The sequence below is a fragment of the Pseudomonas sp. FW305-3-2-15-C-LB1 genome, assembly GCF_058787615.1.
Genome location: NZ_JBYSZX010000001.1, coordinates 750522 through 776130, shown reverse-complemented (window position 1 = coordinate 776130; position 25609 = coordinate 750522). Strand labels below are relative to the sequence as shown.

The following is a 25609-nucleotide window of genomic DNA, read 5'->3' as shown; positions in this document are numbered from 1 at the left end:
CCCATGTCGAAATTTTTTATCGACCGTCCCATTTTCGCCTGGGTAATTGCCCTGGTGATCATGCTGGTCGGGGCATTGTCGATCCTGAAGTTGCCCATCAACCAATACCCGGCCATCGCGCCAACCGCCATCGACATCCAAGTGACCTACCCAGGCGCGTCCGCACAAACCGTGCAGGACACCGTGGTGCAGGTGATCGAGCAACAGCTCAACGGTATCGACAACCTGCGTTATGTCGCCTCGGACAGTAACTCCGACGGCAGCATGACCATCACCGCGACGTTCAACCAGGGTACCAACCCGGACATCGCCCAGGTCCAGGTGCAAAACAAGCTGAACCTGGCGACCCCGCTGCTGCCGCAAGAAGTGCAGCAGCAGGGTATCCGCGTGACCAAGTCGGTGAAGAACTTCCTGATGGTGATCGGTCTGGTGTCGGAAGACGGCAGCATGACCAAGGACGACCTGTCCAACTACATCGTGTCCAACATCCAGGACCCGATCTCGCGGACGGCAGGTGTAGGTGACTTCCAGGTGTTCGGTTCGCAGTACGCCATGCGTATCTGGCTCGACCCGGCCAAGTTGAACAACTACCAGTTGACCCCGGTCGACGTCAGCACCGCCATCGCGGCGCAGAACGTCCAGGTGGCCACCGGCCAATTGGGCGGCCTGCCTGCCCTGCCCGGTACCCAGCTGAACGCAACCATCATCGGCAAGACCCGCCTGCAGACCGCTGAAGAGTTCGGCAAGATCCTGATGAAGGTCAATACCGACGGTTCCCAGGTTCGCCTGCGTGACATCGCACGGATCGAACTGGGTGGCCAGAACTACAGCATCAGCGCACAGTTCAACGGCAAGCCGGCGTCGGGTATGGCGATCAAGCTCGCCTCGGGCGCCAACGCCCTGGACACCGCCAAGGCCATCCGTGCCACCGTGGCGTCCCTGGAACCGTTCTTCCCGCCAGGCATGAAGGCAGTGGTGCCGTATGACACCACGCCGGTAGTGACCGAATCGATCTCCGGTGTAGTCCATACCCTGGTCGAAGCGATCGTGCTGGTGTTCCTGGTGATGTTCCTGTTCCTGCAGAACTTCCGCGCCACCATCATCACCACCATGACCGTACCGGTGGTATTGCTGGGTACCTTCGGGATCCTGGCCGCGTTCGGTTTCACCATCAACACCCTGACCATGTTCGGCATGATCCTGGCCATCGGCCTGCTGGTGGACGATGCCATCGTCGTGGTGGAAAACGTCGAGCGGGTAATGGCCGAGGAACACCTGTCGCCCAAGGAGGCGACGGTCAAGTCCATGGGCCAGATCCAGGGTGCCCTGGTCGGTATTGCCCTGGTCCTGTCGGCGGTACTGTTGCCGATGGCATTCTTCGGTGGCTCCACCGGTGTGATCTACAAACAGTTCTCCATCACCATCGTTTCGGCCATGGCGTTGTCGGTACTGGTTGCCCTGATCTTCACCCCGGCCTTGTGCGCCACCATGCTCAAGCCGATCGACCCTGAGAAGCACGGCCAACCCAAGCGGGGTTTCTTCGGCTGGTTCAACCGCACCTTCGACCGTGGCGTACTGAGCTACGAGCGCGGCGTGGGCAACATGATCAAGCACAAGTTTCCAGCATTCTTCGTGTACCTGATCATCTTCGCCGGCATGATCTGGCTGTTCACCCGCATCCCGAGCGCGTTCCTGCCGGAAGAAGACCAGGGCGTGATCTTTGCCCAGGTGCAGACCCCGGTCGGTTCTTCGGCCGAACGTACGCAGAAAGTCATCGACGACATGCGTGCCTTCCTGCTCAACGACAAGGAAGGCGAGCCGGGCGAAGGCAAGGCGGTGAAGTCGGTATTCACCGTAAACGGCTTCAACTTCGCCGGTCGTGGCCAGAGTTCGGGCCTGGCGTTCGTGATGCTCAAGCCGTGGGATGAACGGGATGCGTCCACCTCGGTATTCGAAGTGGCCAAGCGTGCCCAGGGTTACTTCTTCGGAGCGTTCAAGGACGCCATGGTGTTCGCCATCGTGCCGCCTTCGGTACTGGAATTGGGTAATGCCACCGGTTTCGACGTGTTCCTGCAAGACCAGGGCGGCGTTGGCCACCAGAAGCTGATGGATGCACGCAACCAGTTCCTCGGGGCCGCCGCGCAAAGCAAGATCCTGGCGGGTGTGCGCCCCAACGGCGTGAACGATGAGCCGCAGTACGAGCTCACCGTCGACGACGAGAAGGCCAGTGCCCAGGGTATTTCGCTGTCGAGCATCAACCAGACCCTGGCGATCGCCCTGGGTGGCAGCTACGTCAACGACTTCATCGACCGTGGTCGGGTGAAGAAGGTGTACGTGCAGGGTGAAGCCGCTGGCCGCATGTCCCCAGAAGACCTGGACAAATGGTACGTGCGCAGCGACTCCGGGAAGATGGTGCCGATGTCGGCGATTTCCTCGGGCAAATGGATCTACGGTTCGCCCAAGCTCTCGCGCTACAACGGTGTAGCGGCAATGGAAATCCTCGGTACCCCGGCCCCGGGCTACAGTACCGGCGACGCCATGGCCGAAGTCGAACGTATCGCCAAGGAACTGCCGGCCGGTATCGGCTACGCGTGGACCGGGCTGTCGTACGAAGAACGTCTGTCCGGCTCCCAGGCGCCTGCGCTGTACGCGTTGTCGCTGCTGGTGGTGTTCCTGTGCCTCGCGGCCCTGTACGAAAGCTGGTCGATCCCGATTGCCGTGGTGCTGGTCGTGCCGCTGGGTGTGGTAGGTGCGTTGATCGCCACCAGCATGCGCGGGTTGTCCAACGACGTGTTCTTCCAGGTGGGCCTGTTGGTGACGGTGGGCCTGGCGGCGAAAAACGCCATCCTGATCGTGGAGTTCGCCAAAGAACTTCACGAACAAGGCAAGGGCATCGTCGAGTCGGCCATCGAAGCCTCGCGGATGCGTCTGCGCCCGATCATCATGACCTCCATGGCGTTCATCCTCGGCGTATTGCCGCTGGCGATCTCCTCGGGCGCAGGTTCGGGCAGCCAGCATGCCATCGGTACCGGTGTAATCGGCGGTATGATCACGGCCACCGTGCTGGCGATCTTCTGGGTGCCGCTGTTCTTCGCAACCGTATCCGCCGCTGGCGAACGTAAAAAGACTGACACAACTGAAACCCCTAAAGAGGCTGGCCAATGAGCAAGTCGCTACTTTCCCTAGCCGTCACCGCATTCGTGCTCAGTGGCTGCTCGCTGATACCTGACTATCAGCGCCCCGAAGCGCCGGTGGCCGCACAGTTCCCGCAGGGGCCGGCGTATTCGTCGGCCCAGGCGCCGAGCCAGGCCGCTGTCGAGCAGGGCTGGAAGCAGTTTTTCCATGATCCTGCCCTGCAACAGCTGATCCAGACCGCGCTGGTGAACAACCGTGACTTGCGTGTCGCGGCCCTGAACATAGACGCCTATGCCGCGCAGTACCAGATCCAGCGCGCCGACCTGTTCCCGGCCGTATCGGCCACGGGCAGCGGCAGCCGTTCGCGTACCCCGGCCCGCTTGTCGCAGACCGGCGAATCGACCATCAGCAGCCAATACTCGGCCGGTCTCGGGATCAGCTCGTATGAGCTGGACCTGTTCGGTCGCGTACGCAGCCTGAGCGAAGAAGCCCTGCAGAAGTACTTCGCCACCGAAGAAGCACGGCGCAGTACCCAGATCAGCCTGGTGGCCAGCGTGGCCAACGCCTACCTGACCTGGCAGGCCGACAAGGAACTGCTCAAGCTGACCCAGGACACCCTGGACGCGTACGAGCAAAGCTTCAAGCTCACCTCGCGCAGCAACGAAGTCGGCGTGGCCTCGGCCCTCGACCTGAGCCAATCGCGTACCTCGGTGGAAAACGCCCGGGTTGCCCTGGCGCGTTATACCCGCCAGGTGGCCCAGGACGAAAACAGCCTGACCCTGCTGCTGGGCACCGGCCTGCCGGCGAATATCGTCAGCAAGCCGCTGTCGGATAACCTGCTCAGCGAAGTGCCGGCCGGCTTGCCATCGGACCTGCTGCAACGTCGTCCCGACATCATGCAAGCCGAGTACAACCTCAAGGCCGCCAACGCCAACATCGGTGCGGCCCGTGCCGCGTTCTTCCCGAGCATCAGCCTGACCGCCAGCGCCGGTACCGCGAGCCCTAACCTCGGCGGCCTGTTCAAAGGCGGTTCGGGCACCTGGTCGTTCGCCCCGCAGATCAACATCCCGATCTTCAACGCCGGTAGCCTGCGCGCCAGCCTGGACTACTCGAAGATCCAGAAAGAGATCAACGTGGCCAACTACGAGAAGGCGATCCAGACCGGCTTCCAGGAAGTCTCCGACGGCCTTGCCGCACGTGAGACCTACAAGCAGCAACTGGACGCCCAGCGCGGCTTCGTCGCGGCCAACCAGGATTACTACCGCCTGGCCGAGCGTCGCTACCGCATTGGTGTCGACAGCAACCTGACGTTCCTCGATGCCCAGCGCCAACTGTTCAGTGCCCAGCAATCGCTGATCACCGACCGCCTGGCGCAACTCACCAGCGAGGTCAACCTGTACAAGGCCCTCGGCGGTGGCTGGAGCGAGCAGACCGCGAAGAACGAGCCGTTGAAAGAAGAAGCACCGCCACTGAAGTTGTTCTGATAACACCCGCGTCAACGAAGCCCACCTTTTGGTGGGCTTTTTGCTTTTCTGCACCGGACAACTTGCGTTCGATCATCGCCCACAACCCGCTCTCCCCCACTTTCATCGCCCCCGCGCAGCCGCGCACCATGGCCGCCACCTGCATAAACCCAATAACAACAGGTCCTTACGCCATGAGCACTTTCCACCCGCGCCAGCTTTTGCTGGCAACCGCTGTCGCCAGTCTTTCCCTGCCCGCCCTCGCCGAGGAACACGGCTTCCTGGAAGACGCCAGCGCCAACCTCAACCTGCGCAATTTCTTCTTCAACCGCAATTTCACCAACCCCACCAAGACCCAGGGCGGCGCGCAGGAGTGGACGCAGAGTTTCATCCTCGACGCCAAGTCCGGCTTTACCCAGGGCACGGTGGGTTTCGGCGTGGATGTGTTGGGGCTGTACTCGTTGAAGCTCGATGGCGGGCGTGGCACCGGGGGGACCCAACTGCTGCCGCTGGACCACGACGGCCGCCCGGCGGATGAATTCGGGCGTCTGGGCGTGGCGTTCAAGGCACGTATTTCCAAGACGGAAGTGAAAGTTGGCGAATGGATGCCGGTGCTGCCGATCCTGCGCTCGGACGATGGCCGTTCCCTGCCGCAAACCCTGCGCGGTGGCCAGATCACCTCCAAGGAGATCGACGGCCTGACGCTCTACGGTGGCCAGTTCCGCGCCAACAGCCCGCGTGACGACAGCAGCATGAGCGACCTGTCGATGTTCGGTAAAACCGCATTCACATCGGACCGCTTCAACTTCCAGGGCGGCGAATACCTGTTCAACGACAAACGCACCCAGATCGGCCTGTGGAATGCCCAGCTCAAGGACATCTACAGCCAGCAGTTCGTCAACCTGACCCACAGCCAGCCGTTGGGCGACTGGACCCTGGGCGCCAACCTCGGCTTCTTCTATGGCAAAGACGATGGCAGCGCCCGCGCCGGCGAGCTGGACAACAAGACCTGGTCCGGCCTGCTCTCCGCCAGATACGGCGGCAACACCTTCTACGTCGGCCTGCAAAAGCTCACCGGCAACAGCGCCTGGATGCGGGTCAACGGCACCAGCGGCGGCACCCTGGCCAACGATAGTTACAACAGCAGCTACGACAATGCCCAGGAGAAATCCTGGCAGGTGCGCCACGACTATAACTTCGCCGCCCTCGGCGTGCCCGGCCTGACCCTGATGAACCGCTATCTCAGCGGCAGCAACGTGCACACCGGCACCATCACCGATGGCAAGGAATGGGGCCGCGAAAGCGAATTGGGCTACACCGTGCAGAGCGGCAGCCTGAAGAACCTGACCGTGCGCTGGCGCAATTCCAGCATGCGTCGCGACTACAGTAACAACGAGTTCGATGAGAACCGGTTGATCGTCAGTTACCCGATCAGCCTGCTGTAAAGCCGCATAACATTTATCCTGGGAACGATCTGAAGCGTCCGGACAACTTCATGAGACAGGGCCAGCGCTGGCTCTCTCATAGGGATTACACATGGACACTTCAAATCGCATTGCATGCCCCCAGATCTTCAGCAACAGCCACTACACACCCGACCCACCGCCTCAACTGGCGTTCACGTCCGACAGCCCGGTTCAAGCTCATCGGCATCCCTTTCTGGATGACGGCAATTTGAAGGCCTGCGGGCAATCAGTCTGGGAGCACGACCATGGCGAAAGCATCAGCAACAGCCTGATCCTTGAAACCGGTGACAACGCGGACCAGGTCCACATCAGCCAGACCCTGCCAGGCCAGTTGGACGTGAAGGTCAATGGCCGGCTGTATCGCTTTGACAGCCACGATAAAAACGGCGAGCCACTGACCTTTCACCTCAAGACCCACGGCGGTAACGACAACATCCGCATTGACGCCAACGTGACCCAACCCATCACGGTGGATGCCGGGGACGGCAATGATCGGGTGCGCGCCGGCAGTGGCTACACCCGCCTGTTCGGCGGTCCTGGCAACGACGTACTTCACCTCGGCAGCGGCCTTGGCTACGCCGAAGGCAACGACGGCGATGACATGATCTTTGGCGGCAGCGGCGACAACGTGATCTATGGCAACAACGGCAATGACCGCCTTTACGCTGGTACCGGGCCAAAAAGCAAAACCAGCTACCTGGACGGCGGCAATGGCAATGACCGCCTGTATGCCGGCAACGGCCATACGGTGCTGCATGGCGGCGCCGATAATGACCGCTTGATCGGCCACGACCGTAGTACGTTCTATACCGGCAGCGGTCGCGACGCAGTGGTTGCCAATCACCCCGGCGACCTGATCTACGCTCAATCCGGCGATACGATCCGGCACCTCAACGACTCGATATTAACCACCGTCACACCTGACCACGCGCCGCTTGAAGGGCTTGTCATAAAAGGCTCGGCCGACTTTATCCAACGGGTCGAAGACGATCTGGCCTTGCTGCGCAGCTCCCCCCAGGGCAAACAGATGCTTGCCGAAATGAACGCGATAGCCAGGCGCAACGGCGCACCGGTGACCGTGGTGGAGGACCAGTTCGACACGGGAAGCGGCTACACCTATGGCAGCCAGGAACTTAAAACCTTGTTGCAAAACGAACGCCCGCCGGTGGTCGGCGACGATCCCAAGTGGGGTTTCATGGTGGACGGCATACCGGGGTCGCGGGCGGACCGGGCTGAAATCGTCTATAACCGCTCAGCCTTGGAAGTACTGTCCCGCAGGACATACTCACCTATCACCGTTCTCTATCACGAAATGGTCCACGCCTATAACGCCGGAAACGGCACCGCGTTGACGGGCTCGACCGTAGAGGTGGTCAACGGGGAGTCAGTTGATGTCTCCAACAGCGAACGTCAAGCCGTGGGGCTGCCGACCACCCCAGAGTCCCCCCCCAACCCCAAGCCCTTCACTGAAAATGCCTTGAACGAAGAAATGGGCAAGCCGCTGCGTACCCACTATTTCGACTGAGCCTGAACACCGCTCGTTGGTCAGACGGTAACTCAACACCCGCCATCTTGCTGTATCGTGCGCGCCTGCCGCTGCTGATCCACCCAGCAGTGGCCTCCTATTCGAGCCCGCGCCCATCATGAAACCCTTCGCCATCGCATCCGCCGTGCTTGCCCTGGCCCTGAGCCTCAGCGGCTGTATTGGCGCACCTGTCGCCCTGACACCCCAGACCGAGCAACGCCTGCAAGGCCAGGCGCCGATCCGTTTTCTGCTGACCTTCGATGACGGCCCCAGCGCATCGGGCTACAACAACCCGAGCCGCTCAGTGGTGGCTGACCTGGCACAAAACCCGGTACTGCCGGGGATCAAGGCGGTGTTCTTCCTGCAAACCGAAGCCTCACGCTCCGGGGGCAGCTCACGAGGCCGCAAGACCATGCAGCGCGAGTATGCGGCGGGTCACATCCTCGCCTTCCACACCGCTACGGCGTTTCATACCAACCATCGCTGGCTGAACGACGCCGAACTGGAACGCACCCTTACCCAAGGTGCCGCTGACATTGCGTCGATCACCGGCAACCCGCCGGTGCTGGTCCGCCCGCCGTTCTGGAATTACGACCGCCGCACCTTCGCCGCCTACCAGCGTCACGGCATGCAGGTGCTGCTCACGGATTTGAGTGCCAATGACGGCAAGATCTGGGGCTTCAACGGCAGCCCACGGCGCCGGGCCAATTTGTATCGGCAACTGTCGGTGGTGCGCGAACACATTGCGTTGGGCGAGTTGCCGACGGTGGATGGCGTGATCCCTGTGGTGGTGACCTTCCACGACATCAACCGCTACACCGCGCGGCATATGCAGGAGTACTTGCAGATCCTGCTGGACAGTGCACGGATGACCGGTATGAAGACCGCCGCTGAACCGTTCTACACCGACACGGCCGCCCTGCAACGTGCGGCGCTGGCACGCACGGTGAAGGACGTGAATGAACCGGTGCGTCTGCCGGGCGTGTGGAATTGGGTGTGGGATGCCGATTCCCACTGACCCCTATTCCCGCGACTCAACCCCCAACTCATCCCACACCGACTCGGCCAGATGAAAAGTGGCGTTCGCCGCCGGAATCCCGCAGTAGATCGCGCTCTGCATCAGCACTTCCTTGATCTCGGCGCGGGTCACGCCATTGCTGGCGGCGGCACGCAGGTGCAGCTTGAGTTCTTCACTGCGGTTCATGCCGATCAGCATCGCGATGGTGATCAGGCTGCGGGTATGCCGTGGCAGGCCGGGGCGGGTCCAGATATCACCCCAGGCGTGGCGGGTGATCATTTCCTGGAACTCGCTGTTGAACTCGGTCAGGGCATTGAGGCTGCGGTCGACATGGGCATCGCCCAGCACTTCGCGGCGCACTTGCAGGCCTTCGGCGTAACGTTGTTTCTCGTCCACAAACAGCTCCTCAGCGGGCCAGCAGGAATTCGATTACGCAGTCGCTGAACGCAGCGCCGGCCTGCACATTGGACAGGTGCGCCGCATAGAACTCGGCGTACTCGGCGCCCCGCACATGGTTCTGGATAAAGTGACCGCCAGCCGGTGGGGTGACCGCATCGTCGGTGCCGGCAATCACTAACGTCGGCACCTTGATCAAGGCCAGTTGCTCACGAAAATCCGCATCGCGCACCGCCGCGCAATTGGCGGCGTAACCTTCAGGCGAGGTCGCCGCGAGCATGTCGGTAATCTGCTTGGCCTGGTGCGGGTTGGCGGCTGCGAAATCAGCCGTGAACCAGCGTGCGATGGACGCATCGCGCAGCGCCACCATCGCCGCTGCGCCGTCACGCAACACCATCTCGATGCGAGGGTTCCACACCTCGGGCGTGCCGATCCTGGCGGCGGTGTTGCATACCACCAGGCGGTTCAGGCGCTCGCCCGTGTTGATCCCCAGCCATTGGCCGATCAGGCCGCCCATGGACAAACCGCAGAAATGCGCGCGTTGGATATCCAGCGCATCCAGCAGCGCGATCACGTCGCGGCCGAGCTGTTCGATGCTGTACGGCCCCGGGGTGACCAGGGATTTGCCATGGCCACGGGTGTCGAAACGCAGCACGCGAAAGTGCTGGGTGAAGGCCGCGATCTGGATGTCCCACATATGCAGGTCGGTGCCCAGTGAGTTGGACAACACCAGCACAGGCGCATCCACAGGCCCGTCCAGTTGGTAATGCAGGTCGCCTTCGGCGAGTTGTACAAATGCCACGGTGGTCTCCTCAAGCAAAGTGTTCGGCTACGGCGCGGGCGACCCAGGTGCAGGCCTGGCCCAGGTAGTGGGCCGGGTCGAGCAGGCGGTCCAGTTCGGCCGCCGACAGCTCGGCGGTGACTTGCGGCTCATCCGCCAGTACCGCACGCAAATGCCGTTGCTCGGTAACGGCACGCTTGCAGCAGTGTTCCAGCAAGTGGTGCGCCGTTTCCCGGCCCAGGCGTTGGGCGAGCACGCTGCTGACGGCTTCGGCCAGCACCAGGCCTTGGGTCAGGTCGAGGTTTTTGCCCATGCGCTCGGGGTCGACTTCCAACCCTTCGCTCACCAGCAGCGCCTGTTGCAGCGCGCCGGAAACCAGGCGGCAAATCTCGGGCAGGGTTTCCCATTCGGCATGCCACAGGCCCAGGCTGCGTTCGTGCTCCTGGGGCATGGCGCTGAACATCGTCGATACCAGGCCCGGCACGCGGGTGGCGGCGCCGATCAGCACGGCCGCGCCCACCGGGTTGCGCTTGTGCGGCATGGTGGACGAGCCACCCTTGCCCGGTGCCGACGGCTCGAACACCTCCGCCGCTTCGGTCTGCATCAACAGGCTGATATCGCGGCCCAGTTTGCCCAGGCTGCCGGCGATCAGGCCAAGCACGGCGGCGAACTCTACCAGTCGATCCCGCTGAGTGTGCCAGGGTTGTTCGGGCAGGGTCAGTTGCAGCTCGTCTGCCAAAGCTTCAGCCACCGGCATCGCCTGTTCGCCCAGTGCGGCCAGGGTTCCGGAGGCACCGCCGAACTGAAGCACCAGCAAGCGCGGCTTCAACTGCGCCAACCGTTGTCGACTGCGAGTCACCGCCCCCAGCCAACCGGCGATCTTCATCCCCAGGGTGACCGGCGTCGCATGTTGCAACCAGGTGCGGCCGGCCAAGGGCACGGCTGCGTAACGCTGGGCCTGGGCGGCCAGGATGTCGCCCAGGCGCGCCAGGTCGCTTTCGATCAACGCCAGCGCCCGGCGCAGTTGCAACACCAGGCCAGTGTCCATCACGTCCTGGCTGGTCGCGCCCAAATGCACATAACGTTCGGCCCCGGCGTCTTCACTGGCAATCAGCTTGCCCAGCGCCTTCACCAACGGGATCGCCGAATTCCCCGCCGTGGCAATCGCCACGCCGAGGGCATCCACGTCGTACAGCGACGCCAGGCAGGCCTGGGCAATCGGTGCGACAGCGGCCTGGGGAATCAACCCGACCCGGGCCTGGGCCCGGGCCAATCCGGCTTCGAAATCCAGCATGCCCTGCAGGCGTCCGCTGTCGCAGAACACCTCGGCCATGCTGTCCGCCGTGAAGTAAGCGTCGAACAATTGATTGCTCGTGCGCAGTGTCATAACGCGTCCCTTATAGATCGTGGTGCAGGTACGCCGCCTGTTTCGGCAGACGCAGGCTGAACAGGAAAGCGATGGACATCATCGCCGTCACATACCAATAGAAACTGTTCTCCATGCCGATGGATTTCAGGCTCAGGGCGACGAATTCCGCCGAGCCGCCGAAAATCGCATTGGCCACCGCATAGGCCAGGCCCACGCCCAAGGCACGCACCTGAGGCGGGAACATCTCCGCTTTGACCAGGCCACTGATGGAGGTGTAGAAGCTGACAATTGCCAAAGCCAGGGTAATCAGCACAAAGGCCAGGAAAGGGCTGCTGACGGTTTTCAGGGTGAGCAGGATGGGCACGGTGAACAGCGTGCCGAGGCCCGCAAACCACAACATCGAGTTACGCCGGCCGATCTTGTCCGCCAACATGCCGAACACCGGCTGCATGCACATGTAGAGGAACAACGCACCGGTCATGATGTAGCTGGACGTCTTGGCGTGCATGCCCACCGTGTTCACCAGGTACTTCTGCATGTAGGTGGTGAAGGTATAGAAAATCAGCGAGCCGCCGGCGGTGTAACCCAGCACCGTGATGAACGCGGCCTTGTGATCGCGAAACAGCGCGGCAATGCTGCCGGCGTCCTTGTCTTCGCGGGTTTCCTTGCTGGTGGTTTCCTTCAACGTGCGCCGCAGCAACAGGGAGATCACCGCCGCAATGGCGCCGATCACGAACGGAATCCGCCAGCCCCAGGCGCGCAGTTCTTCTTCGGTAAGAAACTGCTGCAGGATCACCACCACCAGCACCGCCAGCAACTGGCCGCCGATGAGGGTCACGTACTGGAAGGACGCAAAGAACCCGCGCTGGCCCTTGAGAGCCACCTCACTCATGTAAGTCGCGGTAGTGCCGTACTCGCCACCCACGGACAAGCCTTGGAACAGTCGCGCAATCAGCAGCAGGATCGGCGCCCAGACGCCGATGTCGTTGTAGGTCGGCAAAAAGGCGATGACCAGGGAGCCGGCGCACATCATCAGCACCGAAATCATCATTGAGTTCTTACGGCCATGCTTGTCAGCCACCCGGCCAAACAGCCAGCCGCCGATGGGGCGCATCAGGAAACCGGCGGCGAATACCCCCGCCGTATTGACCAACTGGACGGTAGGGTTGTCCGACGGAAAAAACGCCGGGGCAAAGTAAATGGCACAGAAGGCGTAGACGTAGAAGTCGAACCATTCGACGAGGTTGCCGGAGGATGCCCCGACAATCGCAAAAATCCGTTTGCTGCGTTCTTCTCCGGTGTAGTGACTCGTTGTTGTTGTCATGTGGTTTCACTCAGTGGGAACGGTTATAGCCTAGACATACTTTGCAACAACCATGTTCCGCAAGAAGACTTTTGGGTAGGTGGTGCCTGAACCGGCCCCATCGGGGGCAAGCCCCCTCCCACATGTTGACCGCACCGCCTATCAAATGTGGGAGGGGGCTTGCCCCCGATGGGGCCCGGAAAAACCACTCAATAATCGAAGAACACCGTTTCCTTATCCGTCCCCTGCAAAATCACATTCCACTGATACACCCCCGCCGCATCCTGCCGGGCGATCAAGGTGCCACGACGCTCCGAGGGCACACACGCCAGCAACGGGTCCTGCCCATTCAGCGCCTCGCCCTCGAAATAAATCCGCGTGAGCAAGTGCTTCACCAACCCACGGGCAAACACCAGCACCACCAGGTGCGGCGCCTGGGTGGTGCCCTTCAGTCCCGGTACGGCGCCCGGCTTGATGGTGGTAAAGCGGAACCGCCCTTCGGCATCCACCGGCACCCGGCCGAACCCTTCGAAGTTCGGGTCCAGTGCCTTGTCCTGATCATCCTCCGGGTGATCGTACTTGCCGGCGGCATTGGCCTGCCAGACTTCGAGCATGGCGTCGTTGACGACATCACCATTGCCATCCACCACCTGCCCGCTGATCGCCACGCGCTCGCCAAGGGTGGCAGCCACGGTGAGGTCTTCACGGTTCAGCCAGGTCAGGCCGATGTGGTAATACGGCCCGACGGTGTGGGACGTGGTCGCATTGAGTGTCATCTCATTTCTCCATCGGCGTGGCGTCGCGGCCGCGCAGGACGATGTCCCAGCGGTAGCCGAGGGCATAGGAAGGAATGGTTTTTTCCAGGTCGAAACGGGCGATCAAGCGTTCCTTGGCCGAGGTGTCCGGCACGCAGTTGTAGATCGGGTCGTATTCCAGCAGCGGGTCTCCAGGGAAATACATCTGCGTGACCAGGCGCGTCAGCACGCTAGGGCCGAACAGCGAAAAGTGGACATGCGCCGGGCGCCACGCGTTGTGGTGGTTGCCCCAGGGATACGCGCCGGGCTTGATGGTCTGGAACTGGTACCAGCCGTCGGCGTCGGTGACCGTGCGGCCGGTGCCGGTGAAGTTCGGGTCCAGCGGTGCGTCGTGCAGGTCGCGCTTATGGTTGTAGCGGCCGGCGGCGTTGGCCTGCCAGATTTCCACGAGGATGCCCGGCACCGGCAGGCCGTTTTCGTCGAGCACGCGGCCGTGAATGATGATGCGTTCGCCTTGGGGCTCGCCTTCATGCTGGGCGGTAAGGTCGTTGTCCTTCGGGTTGACCCGCCCGGCGCCGATGGTCGGGCCGGTGATTTCCGACAAGGAATGGGGCAGGAACACCAAGGGCTGCGACGGCGAACGCAGGTTCGTCGACTGGTAGGCCGGGTGCAGGTAATCCGGTTGAGTGCCCGCTTGCGGGCGCCGGTATCCGGGCTTGTCACTCATGGAGCAATCCTCTCTTGTTAGATGCGTTCAATCGCCAGGGCCAGGCCTTGGCCGACGCCCACGCACATGGTCGCCAGGCCTTTGCGGCCGCCGGTTTTTTCAAGCTGATGCAGCGCCGTCAGCACCAGCCGCGCGCCGCTCATGCCCAGCGGATGGCCAAGGGCAATGGCGCCGCCGTTCGGGTTGACCTGGGGTGCGTCGTCGGCAATGCCCAGCTCACGCAAGACGGCCAGGCCTTGGCTGGCGAAGGCCTCGTTGAGTTCGATCACGTCAAAGTCGGTGACGGCCAAGCCAAGGCGCTCGACCAGTTTGCGCACGGCCGGCACCGGGCCGATGCCCATCACCCGTGGCGCGACACCAGCGCTGGCCATCCCCAATACGCGAGCGCGAGCGGTCAGGCCATGTTTCTTGACCGCTTCGGCGGAAGCCAGGATCAGCGCCGCCGCACCGTCATTCACACCCGATGCATTGCCGGCGGTAACGGTCTTGTCGGGGCCATTGACTGGCTTGAGTTTGGCCAGGGCTTCCAGGGTGGTGTCCCGTGGATGCTCGTCCTGCTCTACCACGGTTTCGCCTTTTTTATGGGCGACCCGCACCGGCACGATTTCTTCGGCGAAGAAACCGGCGGCTTGCGCGGCGGCAGTGCGTTGCTGGCTGCGCAGGGCAAAGGCGTCCTGGTCGGCACGGGACACCTTGTAATCGTCGGCGACGTTATCGGCGGTCTGTGGCATCGCATCCACGCCGTACTGCTCTTTCATCAACGGGTTGATAAAACGCCAGCCGATGGTGGTGTCTTCCAGCTTCATGTTGCGCGAGAACGCCGCGTCGGCCTTGCCCATCACGAACGGCGCGCGGGACATCGACTCGACGCCGCCGGCAATCGCCAGCTCCATTTCGCCGCTGGCAATTGCACGGAAAGCGGTGCCAATCGCGTCCATCCCCGAGGCGCACAAACGGTTGAGGGTCACGCCCGGAATGCTTTCCGGCAAGCCCGCCAGCAACAGCGCCATGCGCGCCACGTTGCGGTTGTCTTCACCGGCCTGGTTGGCGCAGCCGAGGAAGACCTCATCGACTGCCGTCCAATCCACCGACGGGTTGCGCTCGATCAAGGCCTTGATCGGCAGCGCCGCCAGGTCATCAGCCCGCACGGTGGACAGGCCACCGCCAAAACGGCCGATGGGGGTACGAATGGCGTCACAGATAAATACATCGCGCATCAGGCTTCTCCCGGTGCTTGGCCATGGGCGGCCGCGGTGCGTGCTTCAAGGTCACGCAGGGCGGTCAGCTCTACATCAGTGGGTTCGGCGGTGGTGTCGACCTGCTCGGCAAACCGAATCGCCCAACCGGTGGCGGCCACCACTTGCTCGCGGGTCACGCCCGGATGCAGCGCGGTGACTACGAACTCATTTGTACCGGCTTCCGGCTCCATGATGCACAGGTCGGTAATGATCCCTACAGGCCCTGCGCCCGGCAGGCCCAGGCGCTTGCGCGAGTCGCCGCCTTCGCCGTGGCCGACCGAGGTGATGAAGTCCAGCTGGTCGACAAACGAACGCGCCGACTGCTTGAGGATGATCAGCACGCTCTTGGCCGAACCGGCGATCTCCGGCGCGCCACCGGCACCCGGCAGGCGCACTTTGGGCTGGTGGTAGTCACCCACCACGGTGGTGTTGATGTTGCCGAAGCGGTCGACCTGGGCGGCGCCAAGGAAGCCCACGTCGATGCGCCCGCCCTGCAGCCAGTAGCGGAAGATCTCGCCGGTCGGCACCACGGTGTCGGCGGTTTCCGCCAGTTCGCCATCACCGATGGACAGTGGCAGTACCGATGGCTTGGCGCCAATCGGGCCGGACTCGTAGATCAGCACCACATCTGGCGACGACGTCAGGCGCGCCAGGTTGGCCGCCTTGGACGGCAAGCCGATGCCAACGAAGCACACGGAGCCGTTCTTGAGGCGGCGCGCGGCGGCAACGGTCATCATTTCATTGGTCGAGTAAGCCATTACTTGGCCTCCTGCGCGGTGGCCAGCCTGGCCTGGAATTCGGTGAAATCGGCGGTGCCGTGGATGTATTCGTTGATCCAAGCGGTAAAGGTCCCGCGGTCGCGGGCGATCGGGTCCCACGCCTGGTAGAAGCGGTTATCGCGCTCGTTGTAACCATGCGCGTAGGACGGGTGCGCGCCACCAGGTACATGGCACACCGCCGTCAGGGCCCAGGTCGGCAAGACGCAGTTGTTCATCGGTGCATTCAGGTCATCGACGATTTCTTCGACGGTGACGATGCAGCGCTTGGCCGCCAGGGCCGCTTCCTTCTGCACACCGAGGATGCCCCACAGCAGCACATTGCCCTTGCGGTCGGCTTTTTGCGCGTGGATCACGGTGACGTCCGGTCGCACCGACGGCACCGCCGCCAGCACTTCGCCGGTGAATGGGCAGGTCACGGTCTTGATCAGCGGGTTGACCTTGGGCAGGTCGGAACCGGCGTAGGCACGCAACACCGCAAATGGCAGGCCCGACGCACCGGCGACGTAGGCATTGGCCAGGTCGGCGTGGCTGTGTTCTTCGATTTCCAGCGGTTGCGGCCATTGCTTCTCGACCGCGTCGCGCAAGCGATGCAGGGAACCCACGCCGGGGTTGCCGCCCCAGGAGAAAATCAACTTGCGGGCACAGCCGGCGCCGATCAACTGGTCGTAGATCAGGTCAGGCGTCATACGCACCAGCGTCAGGTCTTTCTTGCCCTGACGAATGATTTCATGACCCGCTGCCGTAGGGATCAGATGGGTAAAGCCTTCGAGGGCGACGGTGTCGCCGTCGTTCACAAATTGCTTCACCGCGTCACGCAGCGCGAGGATTTCAGCCATGGGGTTCGGGCTCCCGGTGTGGATCGAAAAAGGCGCTGAGGTGGCGCCGAAGTGCTTGAAGATTAAGCCGGGGAAATGGGCCAAACAATCCGATAATCGACTCAGCGTTCGATTATCGAACGGATTGTTGCTTGGCTAAGCATTAGGCAAAACTCGATAACTGTGGGAGTGGGCTTGCCCCCTCCCACAGGCCTCAGGTGGCGTCGGCATGGCTGACCATGCCTTTGATCACCACGGCCGTGGTGGCCAATGCGGCGGGGATCACCAGAGCGGTGAGCACTTGCTCGAAGTTCCAGCCCAGGCCCAGCAAGGTCGCGCCCATCCACGCGCCGAGGATCGCGCCGAAACGGCCGATGCCGAGCATCCACGACACACCCGTGGCACGGCCTTGAGTGGGGTAGAAACGTGCGGCCAGGGACGGCATCGCCGATTGCGCACCGTTGACACACATCCCGGCAATCAGCACCAGGGTCGCCAGTAAGGTGATATTCCCCAGGCTCTGCCCTACCGCGTAGGCAAACACCCCGGCCAGCAGATAGAACGTGCCGATGACCTTGTGTGGATTGAACCGGTCCATCGCCCAGCCCACGCCCACCGCGCTCAACACACCACCGAACTGGAACAACGCGCCGATAAACGCGGCCTGCTCCATGCTCGCGCCGCTGTCGCGCATCAGGGTCGGCAGCCAACTGGTGAGCAGGTACACGATCACCAGGCCCATGAAGTAGGTGAGCCACAGCAACAACGTACCGGCGCTGTAGGTGCCGGAGAAGATCACCGCAAACACGTTGCGTGCCTTGACGGTTTTTTGCTCGGGCACACTGAAACTGCTGGCTTGGGCGACGATGTTCGGCTCAATGGGCGACAAGGTTTTGCGCACCTTGTCCGTACCCCGATTGCGCACCACCAGGTAGCGCGCCGATTCCGGCAGCCATACCAGCAACACCAGCGCCAGGATCAACGGCAGGATGCCGCCGATCAGCAGCAGGCTGTGCCAACCGAACGCCGGGATCAGCTTGGCCGAGATAAACCCGCCACCGGCCATGCCCAGGTTGAAGCCACAGAACATGCTGGTCACCAGCAACGACTTGTGGCGCTCAGGGGTGTATTCGGACAGCAGCGTGGTGGCATTCGGCATGCCGGCGCCCAGGCCGAGCCCGGTCAGGAAGCGCAGCACCAGCAGTTGATCGACGTTGCTGCTGTAGGCCGACGCCAGGCTGAACGCACCAAACACCAGCACCGCGCCTACCAGCACCACTTTGCGCCCGAAGCGATCCGCCAGCGGGCCGGAGCCGAGTGCGCCGAAGACCATGCCGATCAACGCGGCGCTCATCACCGGACCGAGGCTGGCGCGGTCGATGCCCCAATCCTGGGACAGCGCCGGCGCGATAAAGCCCATGGCGGCAGTGTCGAGGCCATCCAGGAAAACAATCAGGAAACACAGGATCACCACGCGCCACTGGTAACGGGACAGTGGCTGGGTGTTGATAAAGGACTGCACGTCCAAGGAAGTACCGACAGAGGGCTGATTCATTGTTTTTATTTCCACACCGATGGCGGGCTGACGACCTTGGGTCGTCGTTATTATTGAGCGCTCCCTGGAGCGCTGTCGCACAGTAATAAGCCAGGGAAAACAGCGCAATCGACCCAACCGGGATCTGTGCGGTCACCGAACAGCTTAGGCAAACAGCTGCGCACTCAACTCGCGGCTGGCACTGAGCATGCTCGGCAGGAAGCGCTGCTCCAGCTCGCTGCGGCTGACACGGCCGGCGTGGGTGCTGACGTTCAGCGCGGCCAGCACCTGGCCCGAGGCGTCATACACCGGCACCGCGATGGAGCGCAGGCCCTGCTCCAGTTCCTGGTCGACAATGCACCAGCCTTGCTGACGCACCTGTTGCAGGCAGTCGAACAGCGCGGCGGGCGTGGTCAGGGTGCGGCTGGTCTTGGTCTGCAGGTCGGCGTGGTCGAGATAATCCTGCAGCGAGGCGTCATCCAGCGCCGCGAGCAAGATGCGGCCCATGGAGGTGCAGTAGGCCGGCAGCCGTCCGCCCACCGACAGGTCCACCGAAATCAGGCGCTGGGTGGTGGCCGAACGGGCGATGTAGAGAATGTCGTCGCCTTCGAGGGTCGCCATGTTGCAGGCTTCGTGGAGTTGCTCGCTCATGCGGTCCAGATAAGGCTGGGCGGACACCGCCAGTGGCGTGGACGACAGATAGGCATGGCCCAGGGTCAGGACTTTGGGCAACAGCGAATAGGTACGCCCATCGGTAGTCGCGTAGCCGAGCTTGATCAAGGTGTGCAGGCAACGGCGCACGGCGGCGCGAGGGATTTCGGTGCGGTGGCTGATCTGGGCGATGGTGAGGTGGCGCTTGCGCTCCTGGAACGCCTGCACCACGGCCAGGCCACGGGCCAGGGAGGTCATGAAGTCCGGATCACCGGTAAACGCCTGGATACGCTTGGCCGGGGACGCAACGATCGGCGGCGCCACTGACGCGAAAGAGTTGCGCAATTGATCGTTCATGTCGAGATCCTTTGTCTTATTGTCAACCGCAGGGGAGGATTGGCCACTATTACAATCTGCGTCAGCCGAGATGTACAAGGCAGGGCCGACAACATTGTGCGATTATCGGACGATCATTCGATTATCGCAATTTGCTCGCAACCTCCCCCTTCACCCACGACGGATTGAAAAAAAACCAGAGGCCTCTTATTAAGGTTTGAAGTTTGGATGGATTCATGACACCCGAATGTGTGCAATTACCAATAGGCGCGTGTAACAAAACACTCATACAAAGTTGACGGTTTTTAACTTTATACCGATAGTGTTATTCAAATGCGCCGCTATAATGCACCCTGTGTACTGGTCCACCCGGTTTCATTATCGGCAACGGAGCTGGCCGCATGATGCACAGGCCGTGCATCGTCGATAGCAACTACCTGCCTTGAATGACGGCACTAGCAGTGTTCACCCATGTCTGTTTCAAACTTGAACGCTATGGCGGTTCGACTTGAAACACCCTGAGGGCGCATTCCGGCATAACGCTGCAACGTATTGACACTCAACTCAATTAGGTAACGATGTGACGAAAGATGAACTGCGCGCGGAACTTGAGCGCCAGGAGCAACGTTACAAGGACGTTTACGGCGGGGAAGTCACCACCTACGCCGCCCAGCCTGAACCTGAGCGCAAACCATGGCGCAAGCGCGCCAGCCTGCTTGACCAGGCCTTTGCACAGGAAATCCAAAAGATTGAACAGGAACTCAAAACCGAAAAGCCCTAGGCGATTCGGTTTGAGCCTCAAGGTCATGGCTCAGGTTGATGGCACTCAGCCATCATCCAGAAATCTTGCACCCTACCAAGAACGGTAAAATTTCATACAAATGTTTCAGTCGTGACGTTTTTGTGACAATCCCCCGCTTCTGGCGCCCTCTGCCATATAAATCAAAGACTTGCCCAAGCCCCGAAAACCCTGGGATGCACGCCCTTTCCGGGATTTTTTTCAGGGAAGATTGATACCGATGAGCAGCTAGTGCATCGATTACTGAGGTTTTCTGGCATAATCGCGCCCCCTTACGACCGGGTCAGAAAACCTTCATGATCGATTTATTCAGCGGACTGGATGCTTGGGTTCTCGTGAGCCTGTTGCTCGCCCTGGCCTTTGTCCTCGCCTTCGAGTTCATCAATGGCTTTCATGACACCGCTAACGCGGTGGCCACAGTCATCTATACCAAAGCCATGCCGCCGCACCTGGCCGTGTTCTTCTCCGGGGTGTTCAACTTCCTCGGCGTGTTGCTCGGTGGTGTCGGTATCGCCTACGCCATCGTGCACTTGCTGCCGGTGGAGTTGCTGATCAATGTGAACACCGGCCATGGCCTGGCGATGGTCTTCTCTTTATTGGCGGCGGCGATCACCTGGAACCTGGGCACCTGGTACTTCGGTATCCCGGCCTCCAGCTCCCACACCCTGATCGGCTCGATCCTCGGGGTCGGCCTGGCCAACGCCCTGATCAACGACATTCCCCTGGCTGACGGTGTGAACTGGCAGAAAGCCGTGGATATCGGCGCTTCGCTGGTGTTCTCGCCGATGGCCGGCTTCCTGGTTGCAGCCCTGGTGCTGATCGGCCTGAAGTGGTGGCGTCCGCTGTCCAAGATGCACAAGACCCCGGACCAGCGCCGCAAGCTCGATGACAAGAAACACCCGCCGTTCTGGAACCGCCTGGTGCTGGTGATTTCCGCCATGGCCGTGAGTTTCGTGCACGGCTCCAACGACGGCCAGAAGGGTATCGGCCTGATCATGCTGGTGCTGATCGGTATCGTGCCGGCGCAGTTCGTGCTCGACCTGGGCAGCACCACCTACCAGATCGAACGGACCCGCGACGCCACCGTGCATTTGAGCCAGTTCTACCAGCGTAACAACGCCACGCTCGGCGAGTTCCTGGCCCTGGGCAAAAGCGTGCAGAACGACCTGCCTGGCAAGTTCCAGTGCAATCCACAGCAGACCGAGCCGACCATCAACGCGCTGGTCGACACACTCAAAGGCGTGTCCGACTATCACGCGCTGACGGCGGACCAGCGTATTGAAGTGCGCCGCTATCTGCTCTGCCTGGACGACACCGCGAAGAAAGTCGGCAAGCTGCCAGGCCTGGATGCCCGTGAGAAATCCGACCTCGACAAACTGCGCAAAGACCTGACCGCCACTACCGAATACGCCCCGTTCTGGGTGATCCTTGCCGTCGCACTGGCCTTGGGCCTGGGCACCATGGTGGGCTGGAAGCGTGTGGTACTGACCATCGGCGAGAAGATCGGCAAGCAAGGCATGACCTATGCCCAGGGCATGTCGGCACAGATCACCACCGCGACCATGATTGGCTTTGCCAACATCTTCGCGCTGCCGGTGTCGACTACCCACGTGCTGTCGTCGGGCGTGGCCGGTACCATGGTCGCCAACAAAAGCGGCCTGCAGGGCGGCACCGTGAAGACCATCCTGATGGCCTGGGTACTGACCCTGCCGGCAACCGTGGCCCTGTCGGCCGGGTTGTTCTGGTTGGCTTCCAAGGCGCTGGGCAGCTGATAAGCCGCCTGCGATAAAAAAGGTGCGATCCGCGAGGGTCGCACCTTTTTTATGATCACTATTGCGTTAATTCAGGCGCAAAAAAAGGGCGACCGAAGTCGCCCAAAATGCCTTGCGTGCTCATGTAACCTGGAAAAACTATGGTTTTTTCCGCTTGTTCGCGTCTTTCCAGATAAAAATTCCAAATCCTACAAAAAACATCACCATCAGGCTTACCGTCAGCACTCCGGCGAACACCACATTATCGATAAACATGACCGGCCTCCTGCGCTTGCCCTGTTGCGATAGGGCTAAGTTAATGGAGAAGGCGGATTGGAAAATTGACGGGGATCAATGTCGCCCGCGACGGGGCGTAAAGAAGAGCAATAACTGACCTGCATCAATGGATGCAGGTACTTTCAACGCTTTTTTGGCTTGTTCTTCGATTTCTTTTTAACTTTGCCGAGTGGCATTGCCTGTTCAAATGCCTGGCGGACTTCATTCAGGCGTTTGTCATTGAGGTCGTGAACGCGCTTGGCGCGCTCGGCATTCAGGTCGATCAGCTTGTCGTCTTCACTCATGGCTTGGCTTACGTCGTGGAGGGAATGACCCAATAATGCGGCCTCCCCCGCTCAACGGCAAATCAGCGGGCGACAAAAGGCAGGTCATCGCACAAAATCGCTGTTTTCCCGAACAGGAGATTCACCCAGGTGGCACTGCACAAGGACCTTCCGCCGCTGCTGGCGCTGCGCGCCTTCGAAGCTGTGGCGCGGCACTTGAGTTTTATCAAGGCCGCCAGCGAGTTGTCAGTGACCCAGAGCGCGCTGAGCCATCAGGTGCAAAAGCTTGAGCAGCACCTGGGCAAACCCTTGTTTATCCGACGCACCCGTGCGATCGATCTGACCACCGACGGCCAACAGTACTACGACGAAATCCGCCCAGCCCTCGATGCCATCGCCGCCGCCACACGCGCCCAACGGGTCACCCCCAGCGCCACCGTGCTGCGCATCGGCTTGCTGGCCTCCTTTGCGACCCTGTGGCTGGCGCCCCGCCTGGCAGGCTTCCTCAATCGCTACCCACATATCCAGGTGGAATTGTTGCCGGCCATTCAACTGGCAGACGTGGCAGGTGCGGAGGTCGACCTGGCCATCCGTTATGGCAAAGGCGACTGGCCCGATGTGCAGGCCACGCGACTGATGCCGGAAATCATCTCGCCGGTGTGCAGCCCGACGTTCAAGGCAACGCAAGACAGCCCATTGCTGATGGCCACTTCGCACCGCCCCTTTGAATGGACCGACTGGTCCGAGCACTATCAGGTCGACCTCGGTCACCACCCCCGCGTGATGCTGCACGACTACAACATCGTGGTCGAAGCCGCCGTGGCCGGCCAGGGCATCGCCATGGGCCGTCATCGCCTGATCGAGCGCAGGCTGCAGGACGGCAGCCTGGTGGAAGCCTTCGATTGGCCGCCCTATCACAGCGACATCGGCTACTGGTTGATCGCACCTCAAGGCACCACCAGCGAAGCCGCCGCGTGTTTCAGCCAATGGCTGAAGGAAGCCTGCACCGATACGTGAGTTTTTTCGATACATCGCGTGAGATCTATCCGTTTGTCGCGCCTCGATACAGCCAACATGCTGAAGCCTCCCGACCCAAGAGGATTCATCATGAGCGACTCCCTCCGCCAACGCGTGCAAGCCCTTGGCCTCACGCTGCCAACCCCCAGCCAGCCGATCGCCAACTACATCAACCACGTGGTCAGCCAGAATCACCTGTTCGTCTCCGGGCAAATCCCACTGGTGGATGGTAAACCCGCCTATGTGGGCCGGTTGGGCGAGTCGCTCAGCGATGCAGAAGGTGCTCAAGCAGCGGAACTCGCTGCGCTGGGCCTGCTGGGGCAGTTGAGCAATGCCCTCGGCGATGACCTGTCGCGCCTGGTGCGCACCGTGCGCCTGGGAGTATTCATCGCCAGCAGCGGCGACTTCACGCAACAGAGCGTGGTGGCCAACGGTGCCTCCAACCTGCTGGTCAATGCGCTTGGCGAAAAAGGCCGACATGTGCGCACCGCCGTTGGCGTGTCCAGCCTGCCCGCCGGTGTGGCCGTGGAGGTTGATGCGATTTTCGAGCTGCACCCATGAGCCCGCTTGAAGTCCAGCACCTGCGGGATGACACGCCCGGCTGCCAGTCCGGCATCGTGCACTTCAACCATGCCGGCGCCTCGCTGCCCAGCCAGGCAACCCTCGACGCGATCTTCGAACAACTGCAACGGGAGGCTCGCGACGGCCCGATGGAAGCCGGCGAACATGGCGCCGTGCTGGTGGAAAGAGCTCGCCGCGCCGCCGCACAACTGCTCAACGCTCCTGCCTCATCCATCGCGTTTGCCAGCAGTGGTTCGACCGCCTGGAGCCTGGCGTTCCAGGCCCTGGGCCCCTGGCAACCCGGCGACCGCATTCTGGTAGGCCGTCACGAATGGGGCGGCAACCTGGCCAGCATGGAACTGGCGGTGCAAGCGGGTGCCCGCGTGGAAGTCATCCCCTGCGATGCAAGCGGCGCGGTCTGCCCGGTGGCGTTGGAGTCGATGCTCGATGCCAGGGTAAAGCTGATCGACCTTACGTGGCTCCCGGCCAACGGCGGCCTGATCAACCCCGCCCAGGCCATCGGTGACCTGGCCAGGCGTCACGCCATCCCCTACTTCATCGACGCCGGCCAGGCCGTCGGCCAGGTGCCGGTGGACGTACAAGCATTGCAGTGCGATGTGCTCAAGTCCGCCGGAAGAAAGCATCTGCGCGGTCCACGCGGGACGGCGCTGTTGTATGTGCGGCCGGATTTCCTCGGGCGCCTGAACCCGGCCCAACGCGATGTGTTTTCGGCGCCCTGGACCGCCCAGGGTTTCGACCTGCGCAATGACGCACGGCGCTTTGAAACCAGCGAGGCATCCTTCGCCTTGCTGGCCGGGCTGGGCAATGCGCTGCAGGAGATGAATCGGCTGGGGGTCGAGCGCGCCTGGGAGAGGGTTTCGCAGACCAGCGCGCAAATCCGTGAAGCGTTGCGTGGGATTGCGGGCATTACCCTGCATGACCTGGGCACTTGCCAATCCGGCTTGATCGCCTTCAACCTCGCCGGCTGGGATGCCTTTGAACTCAAGCGGCGCCTGGGCTTGAAACGCATCAATATCGGCGCCAACGGCGTGGCCTACACCCCGCTGGATATGCAGGCGCGTGGCCTGGAGAGCGTGGCGCGGATCTCGGTGAGCCCGCTCAACAACGAGCATGATATCGAGCTGCTGATAGCGGCTCTGCGTGAGTTGCGCGACTAAACCTCGACGTCCACCCAAAGGCCCTGGCGCGGTGCATCTTCGATCAGCGGCGCCACTGGCACGGTGTTGTCGGCATTCAACAAATCGCCCGGAATGGCCAGGTGCTGCTCCGGGTCTTCATCGGCTTCACGCCGGCGTCTCTGCTGTTCCTGCTGGCGGCGCTGTTCTTCGCGCAGCAAAAAGGTCGACGTCTCGGCATCGCCTTTTTTCAGGTCGATGGTGCTCTCGTTGGAGCCCGGCTGGACGGGCACCACGGGCGGTATGTCCGGCTTCTGGCGCACCGGATCGAGTTGTGACGTGACCGGCACAACGCTGACGGGCAGCATGGGTGGAAGCATAGTGATTATTCTCCTGATCAACAGGCTGTCGGCGGGTTGCAGGGTGACTTGAGCACAGGCTCGCCAACCTGTGACCCAGTCGACACTCCCAAGTGCCCGCCACCCGTCGATTCG

Annotated in this window: 24 protein-coding genes; 10 read left to right on the top strand and 14 right to left on the bottom strand. The window is 61.8% G+C overall.

The window, feature by feature from the left end; all coding sequences use genetic code 11:
• The first annotated feature begins 3 nt into the window (after positions 1–3).
• From AC3WP7_RS03560 to AC3WP7_RS03540, 5 genes are all read left to right on the top strand, one after another.
• A complete protein-coding gene (locus AC3WP7_RS03560) occupies positions 4–3165 on the top strand; it encodes an efflux RND transporter permease subunit (RefSeq protein ID WP_071488877.1) in 3162 nt (1053 codons plus the stop codon).
• Complete coding sequence (adeC, locus tag AC3WP7_RS03555; protein WP_071488876.1) at positions 3162–4619, top strand: AdeC/AdeK/OprM family multidrug efflux complex outer membrane factor; 1458 nt, start codon at positions 3162–3164, stop codon at positions 4617–4619. The genes AC3WP7_RS03560 and adeC overlap by 4 nt, the downstream gene beginning before the upstream one ends.
• Positions 4620–4792: 173 nt before the next feature.
• Positions 4793–6043: an OprD family porin gene (locus AC3WP7_RS03550; RefSeq protein ID WP_102593121.1), complete on the top strand. Its 1251-nt coding sequence runs from the start codon at positions 4793–4795 to the stop codon at positions 6041–6043.
• 91 nt (positions 6044–6134) lie between these two features.
• The gene (locus AC3WP7_RS03545) at positions 6135–7589 is read left to right on the top strand and encodes a M91 family zinc metallopeptidase (protein ID WP_102642514.1); all 1455 of its coding nucleotides are present in this window, start codon (positions 6135–6137) and stop codon (positions 7587–7589) included.
• A 118-nt stretch (positions 7590–7707) separates the two neighbouring features.
• Positions 7708–8607 carry a polysaccharide deacetylase family protein gene (locus AC3WP7_RS03540; protein ID WP_093512149.1) on the top strand — a complete coding sequence of 300 codons (900 nt, stop codon included), beginning with the start codon at positions 7708–7710 and terminating at the stop codon, positions 8605–8607.
• A 3-nt stretch (positions 8608–8610) separates the two neighbouring features.
• Here the strand turns inward: AC3WP7_RS03540 and pcaC are convergent, their stop codons facing one another.
• From pcaC to pcaR, 11 genes are all read right to left on the bottom strand, one after another.
• Positions 8611–9003 carry a 4-carboxymuconolactone decarboxylase gene (pcaC, locus tag AC3WP7_RS03535; protein ID WP_028619276.1) on the bottom strand — a complete coding sequence of 131 codons (393 nt, stop codon included), beginning with the start codon at positions 9001–9003 and terminating at the stop codon, positions 8611–8613.
• 10 nt (positions 9004–9013) lie between these two features.
• Positions 9014–9805 carry a 3-oxoadipate enol-lactonase gene (gene pcaD / locus AC3WP7_RS03530; protein WP_092241285.1) on the bottom strand — a complete coding sequence of 264 codons (792 nt, stop codon included), beginning with the start codon at positions 9803–9805 and terminating at the stop codon, positions 9014–9016.
• Positions 9806–9815: 10 nt separating this feature from the next.
• On the bottom strand, positions 9816–11171 hold the full coding sequence (locus AC3WP7_RS03525) for a 3-carboxy-cis,cis-muconate cycloisomerase (RefSeq protein ID WP_092241283.1): 1356 nt from the start codon (positions 11169–11171) through the stop codon (positions 9816–9818).
• Positions 11172–11181: 10 nt separating this feature from the next.
• Positions 11182–12477 (bottom strand): MFS family transporter, encoded by a 1296-nt coding sequence (locus AC3WP7_RS03520; RefSeq protein WP_102591658.1) that lies wholly within the window; start codon positions 12475–12477, stop codon positions 11182–11184.
• 188 nt (positions 12478–12665) lie between these two features.
• Positions 12666–13232, bottom strand: a complete 567-nt coding sequence (pcaG, locus tag AC3WP7_RS03515; RefSeq protein ID WP_093527630.1) for a protocatechuate 3,4-dioxygenase subunit alpha — start codon at positions 13230–13232, stop codon at positions 12666–12668.
• A gap of 1 nt (position 13233) precedes the next feature.
• Positions 13234–13938: a protocatechuate 3,4-dioxygenase subunit beta gene (gene pcaH / locus AC3WP7_RS03510; protein WP_102591659.1), complete on the bottom strand. Its 705-nt coding sequence runs from the start codon at positions 13936–13938 to the stop codon at positions 13234–13236.
• 17 nt (positions 13939–13955) lie between these two features.
• On the bottom strand, positions 13956–15158 hold the full coding sequence (gene pcaF, locus AC3WP7_RS03505) for a 3-oxoadipyl-CoA thiolase (RefSeq protein ID WP_170856036.1): 1203 nt from the start codon (positions 15156–15158) through the stop codon (positions 13956–13958).
• Positions 15155–15934: a CoA-transferase subunit beta gene (locus tag AC3WP7_RS03500; protein WP_092241272.1), complete on the bottom strand. Its 780-nt coding sequence runs from the start codon at positions 15932–15934 to the stop codon at positions 15155–15157. The genes pcaF and AC3WP7_RS03500 overlap by 4 nt, the downstream gene beginning before the upstream one ends.
• A complete protein-coding gene (locus tag AC3WP7_RS03495; protein WP_102591660.1) occupies positions 15934–16791 on the bottom strand; it encodes a CoA transferase subunit A in 858 nt (285 codons plus the stop codon). The genes AC3WP7_RS03500 and AC3WP7_RS03495 overlap by 1 nt, the downstream gene beginning before the upstream one ends.
• Before the next feature lie 193 nt (positions 16792–16984).
• Positions 16985–18325, bottom strand: coding sequence for a 4-hydroxybenzoate transporter PcaK (gene pcaK / locus AC3WP7_RS03490; protein ID WP_102591661.1), 1341 nt, complete (start codon positions 18323–18325; stop codon positions 16985–16987).
• Between the two features lie 144 nt (positions 18326–18469).
• The gene (gene pcaR, locus AC3WP7_RS03485) at positions 18470–19312 is read right to left on the bottom strand and encodes a pca regulon transcriptional regulator PcaR (protein WP_071488865.1); all 843 of its coding nucleotides are present in this window, start codon (positions 19310–19312) and stop codon (positions 18470–18472) included.
• Positions 19313–19871: 559 nt separating this feature from the next.
• Between pcaR and AC3WP7_RS03480 the strand changes: the two genes are divergently transcribed.
• Both AC3WP7_RS03480 and AC3WP7_RS03475 read left to right on the top strand, forming a co-directional pair.
• Positions 19872–20072, top strand: coding sequence for a hypothetical protein (locus AC3WP7_RS03480; protein ID WP_093512157.1), 201 nt, complete (start codon positions 19872–19874; stop codon positions 20070–20072).
• Positions 20073–20386: 314 nt separating this feature from the next.
• The gene (locus AC3WP7_RS03475) at positions 20387–21862 is read left to right on the top strand and encodes an inorganic phosphate transporter (RefSeq protein ID WP_102591662.1); all 1476 of its coding nucleotides are present in this window, start codon (positions 20387–20389) and stop codon (positions 21860–21862) included.
• Positions 21863–22000: 138 nt separating this feature from the next.
• Here AC3WP7_RS03475 and ccoM read toward each other — a convergent pair whose 3' ends face one another.
• Positions 22001–22117, bottom strand: a complete 117-nt coding sequence (gene ccoM, locus AC3WP7_RS03470; protein WP_010212341.1) for a cytochrome c oxidase subunit CcoM — start codon at positions 22115–22117, stop codon at positions 22001–22003.
• Positions 22118–22260: 143 nt separating this feature from the next.
• Positions 22261–22422, bottom strand: a complete 162-nt coding sequence (locus tag AC3WP7_RS03465; RefSeq protein WP_092241264.1) for a hypothetical protein — start codon at positions 22420–22422, stop codon at positions 22261–22263.
• Positions 22423–22551: 129 nt separating this feature from the next.
• Here AC3WP7_RS03465 and AC3WP7_RS03460 point away from each other — a divergent pair, with 129 nt between their 5' ends.
• The 3 genes from AC3WP7_RS03460 (at position 22552) to AC3WP7_RS03450 (ending at position 25157) form a co-directional block, all read left to right on the top strand.
• Positions 22552–23418, top strand: a complete 867-nt coding sequence (locus AC3WP7_RS03460) for a LysR substrate-binding domain-containing protein (RefSeq protein ID WP_093527636.1) — start codon at positions 22552–22554, stop codon at positions 23416–23418.
• A 90-nt stretch (positions 23419–23508) separates the two neighbouring features.
• Positions 23509–23979: a RidA family protein gene (locus tag AC3WP7_RS03455; protein ID WP_071488861.1), complete on the top strand. Its 471-nt coding sequence runs from the start codon at positions 23509–23511 to the stop codon at positions 23977–23979.
• Entirely contained in the window at positions 23976–25157 is a 1182-nt protein-coding gene (locus AC3WP7_RS03450) for an aminotransferase class V-fold PLP-dependent enzyme (protein ID WP_093512161.1), read from the top strand. The genes AC3WP7_RS03455 and AC3WP7_RS03450 overlap by 4 nt, the downstream gene beginning before the upstream one ends.
• Here the strand turns inward: AC3WP7_RS03450 and AC3WP7_RS03445 are convergent.
• On the bottom strand, positions 25154–25495 hold the full coding sequence (locus tag AC3WP7_RS03445) for an aspartate-semialdehyde dehydrogenase (RefSeq protein ID WP_092241258.1): 342 nt from the start codon (positions 25493–25495) through the stop codon (positions 25154–25156). The two genes, AC3WP7_RS03450 and AC3WP7_RS03445, sit on opposite strands and share 4 nt — an antisense overlap.
• Between the last annotated feature and the right edge of the window lie 114 nt (positions 25496–25609).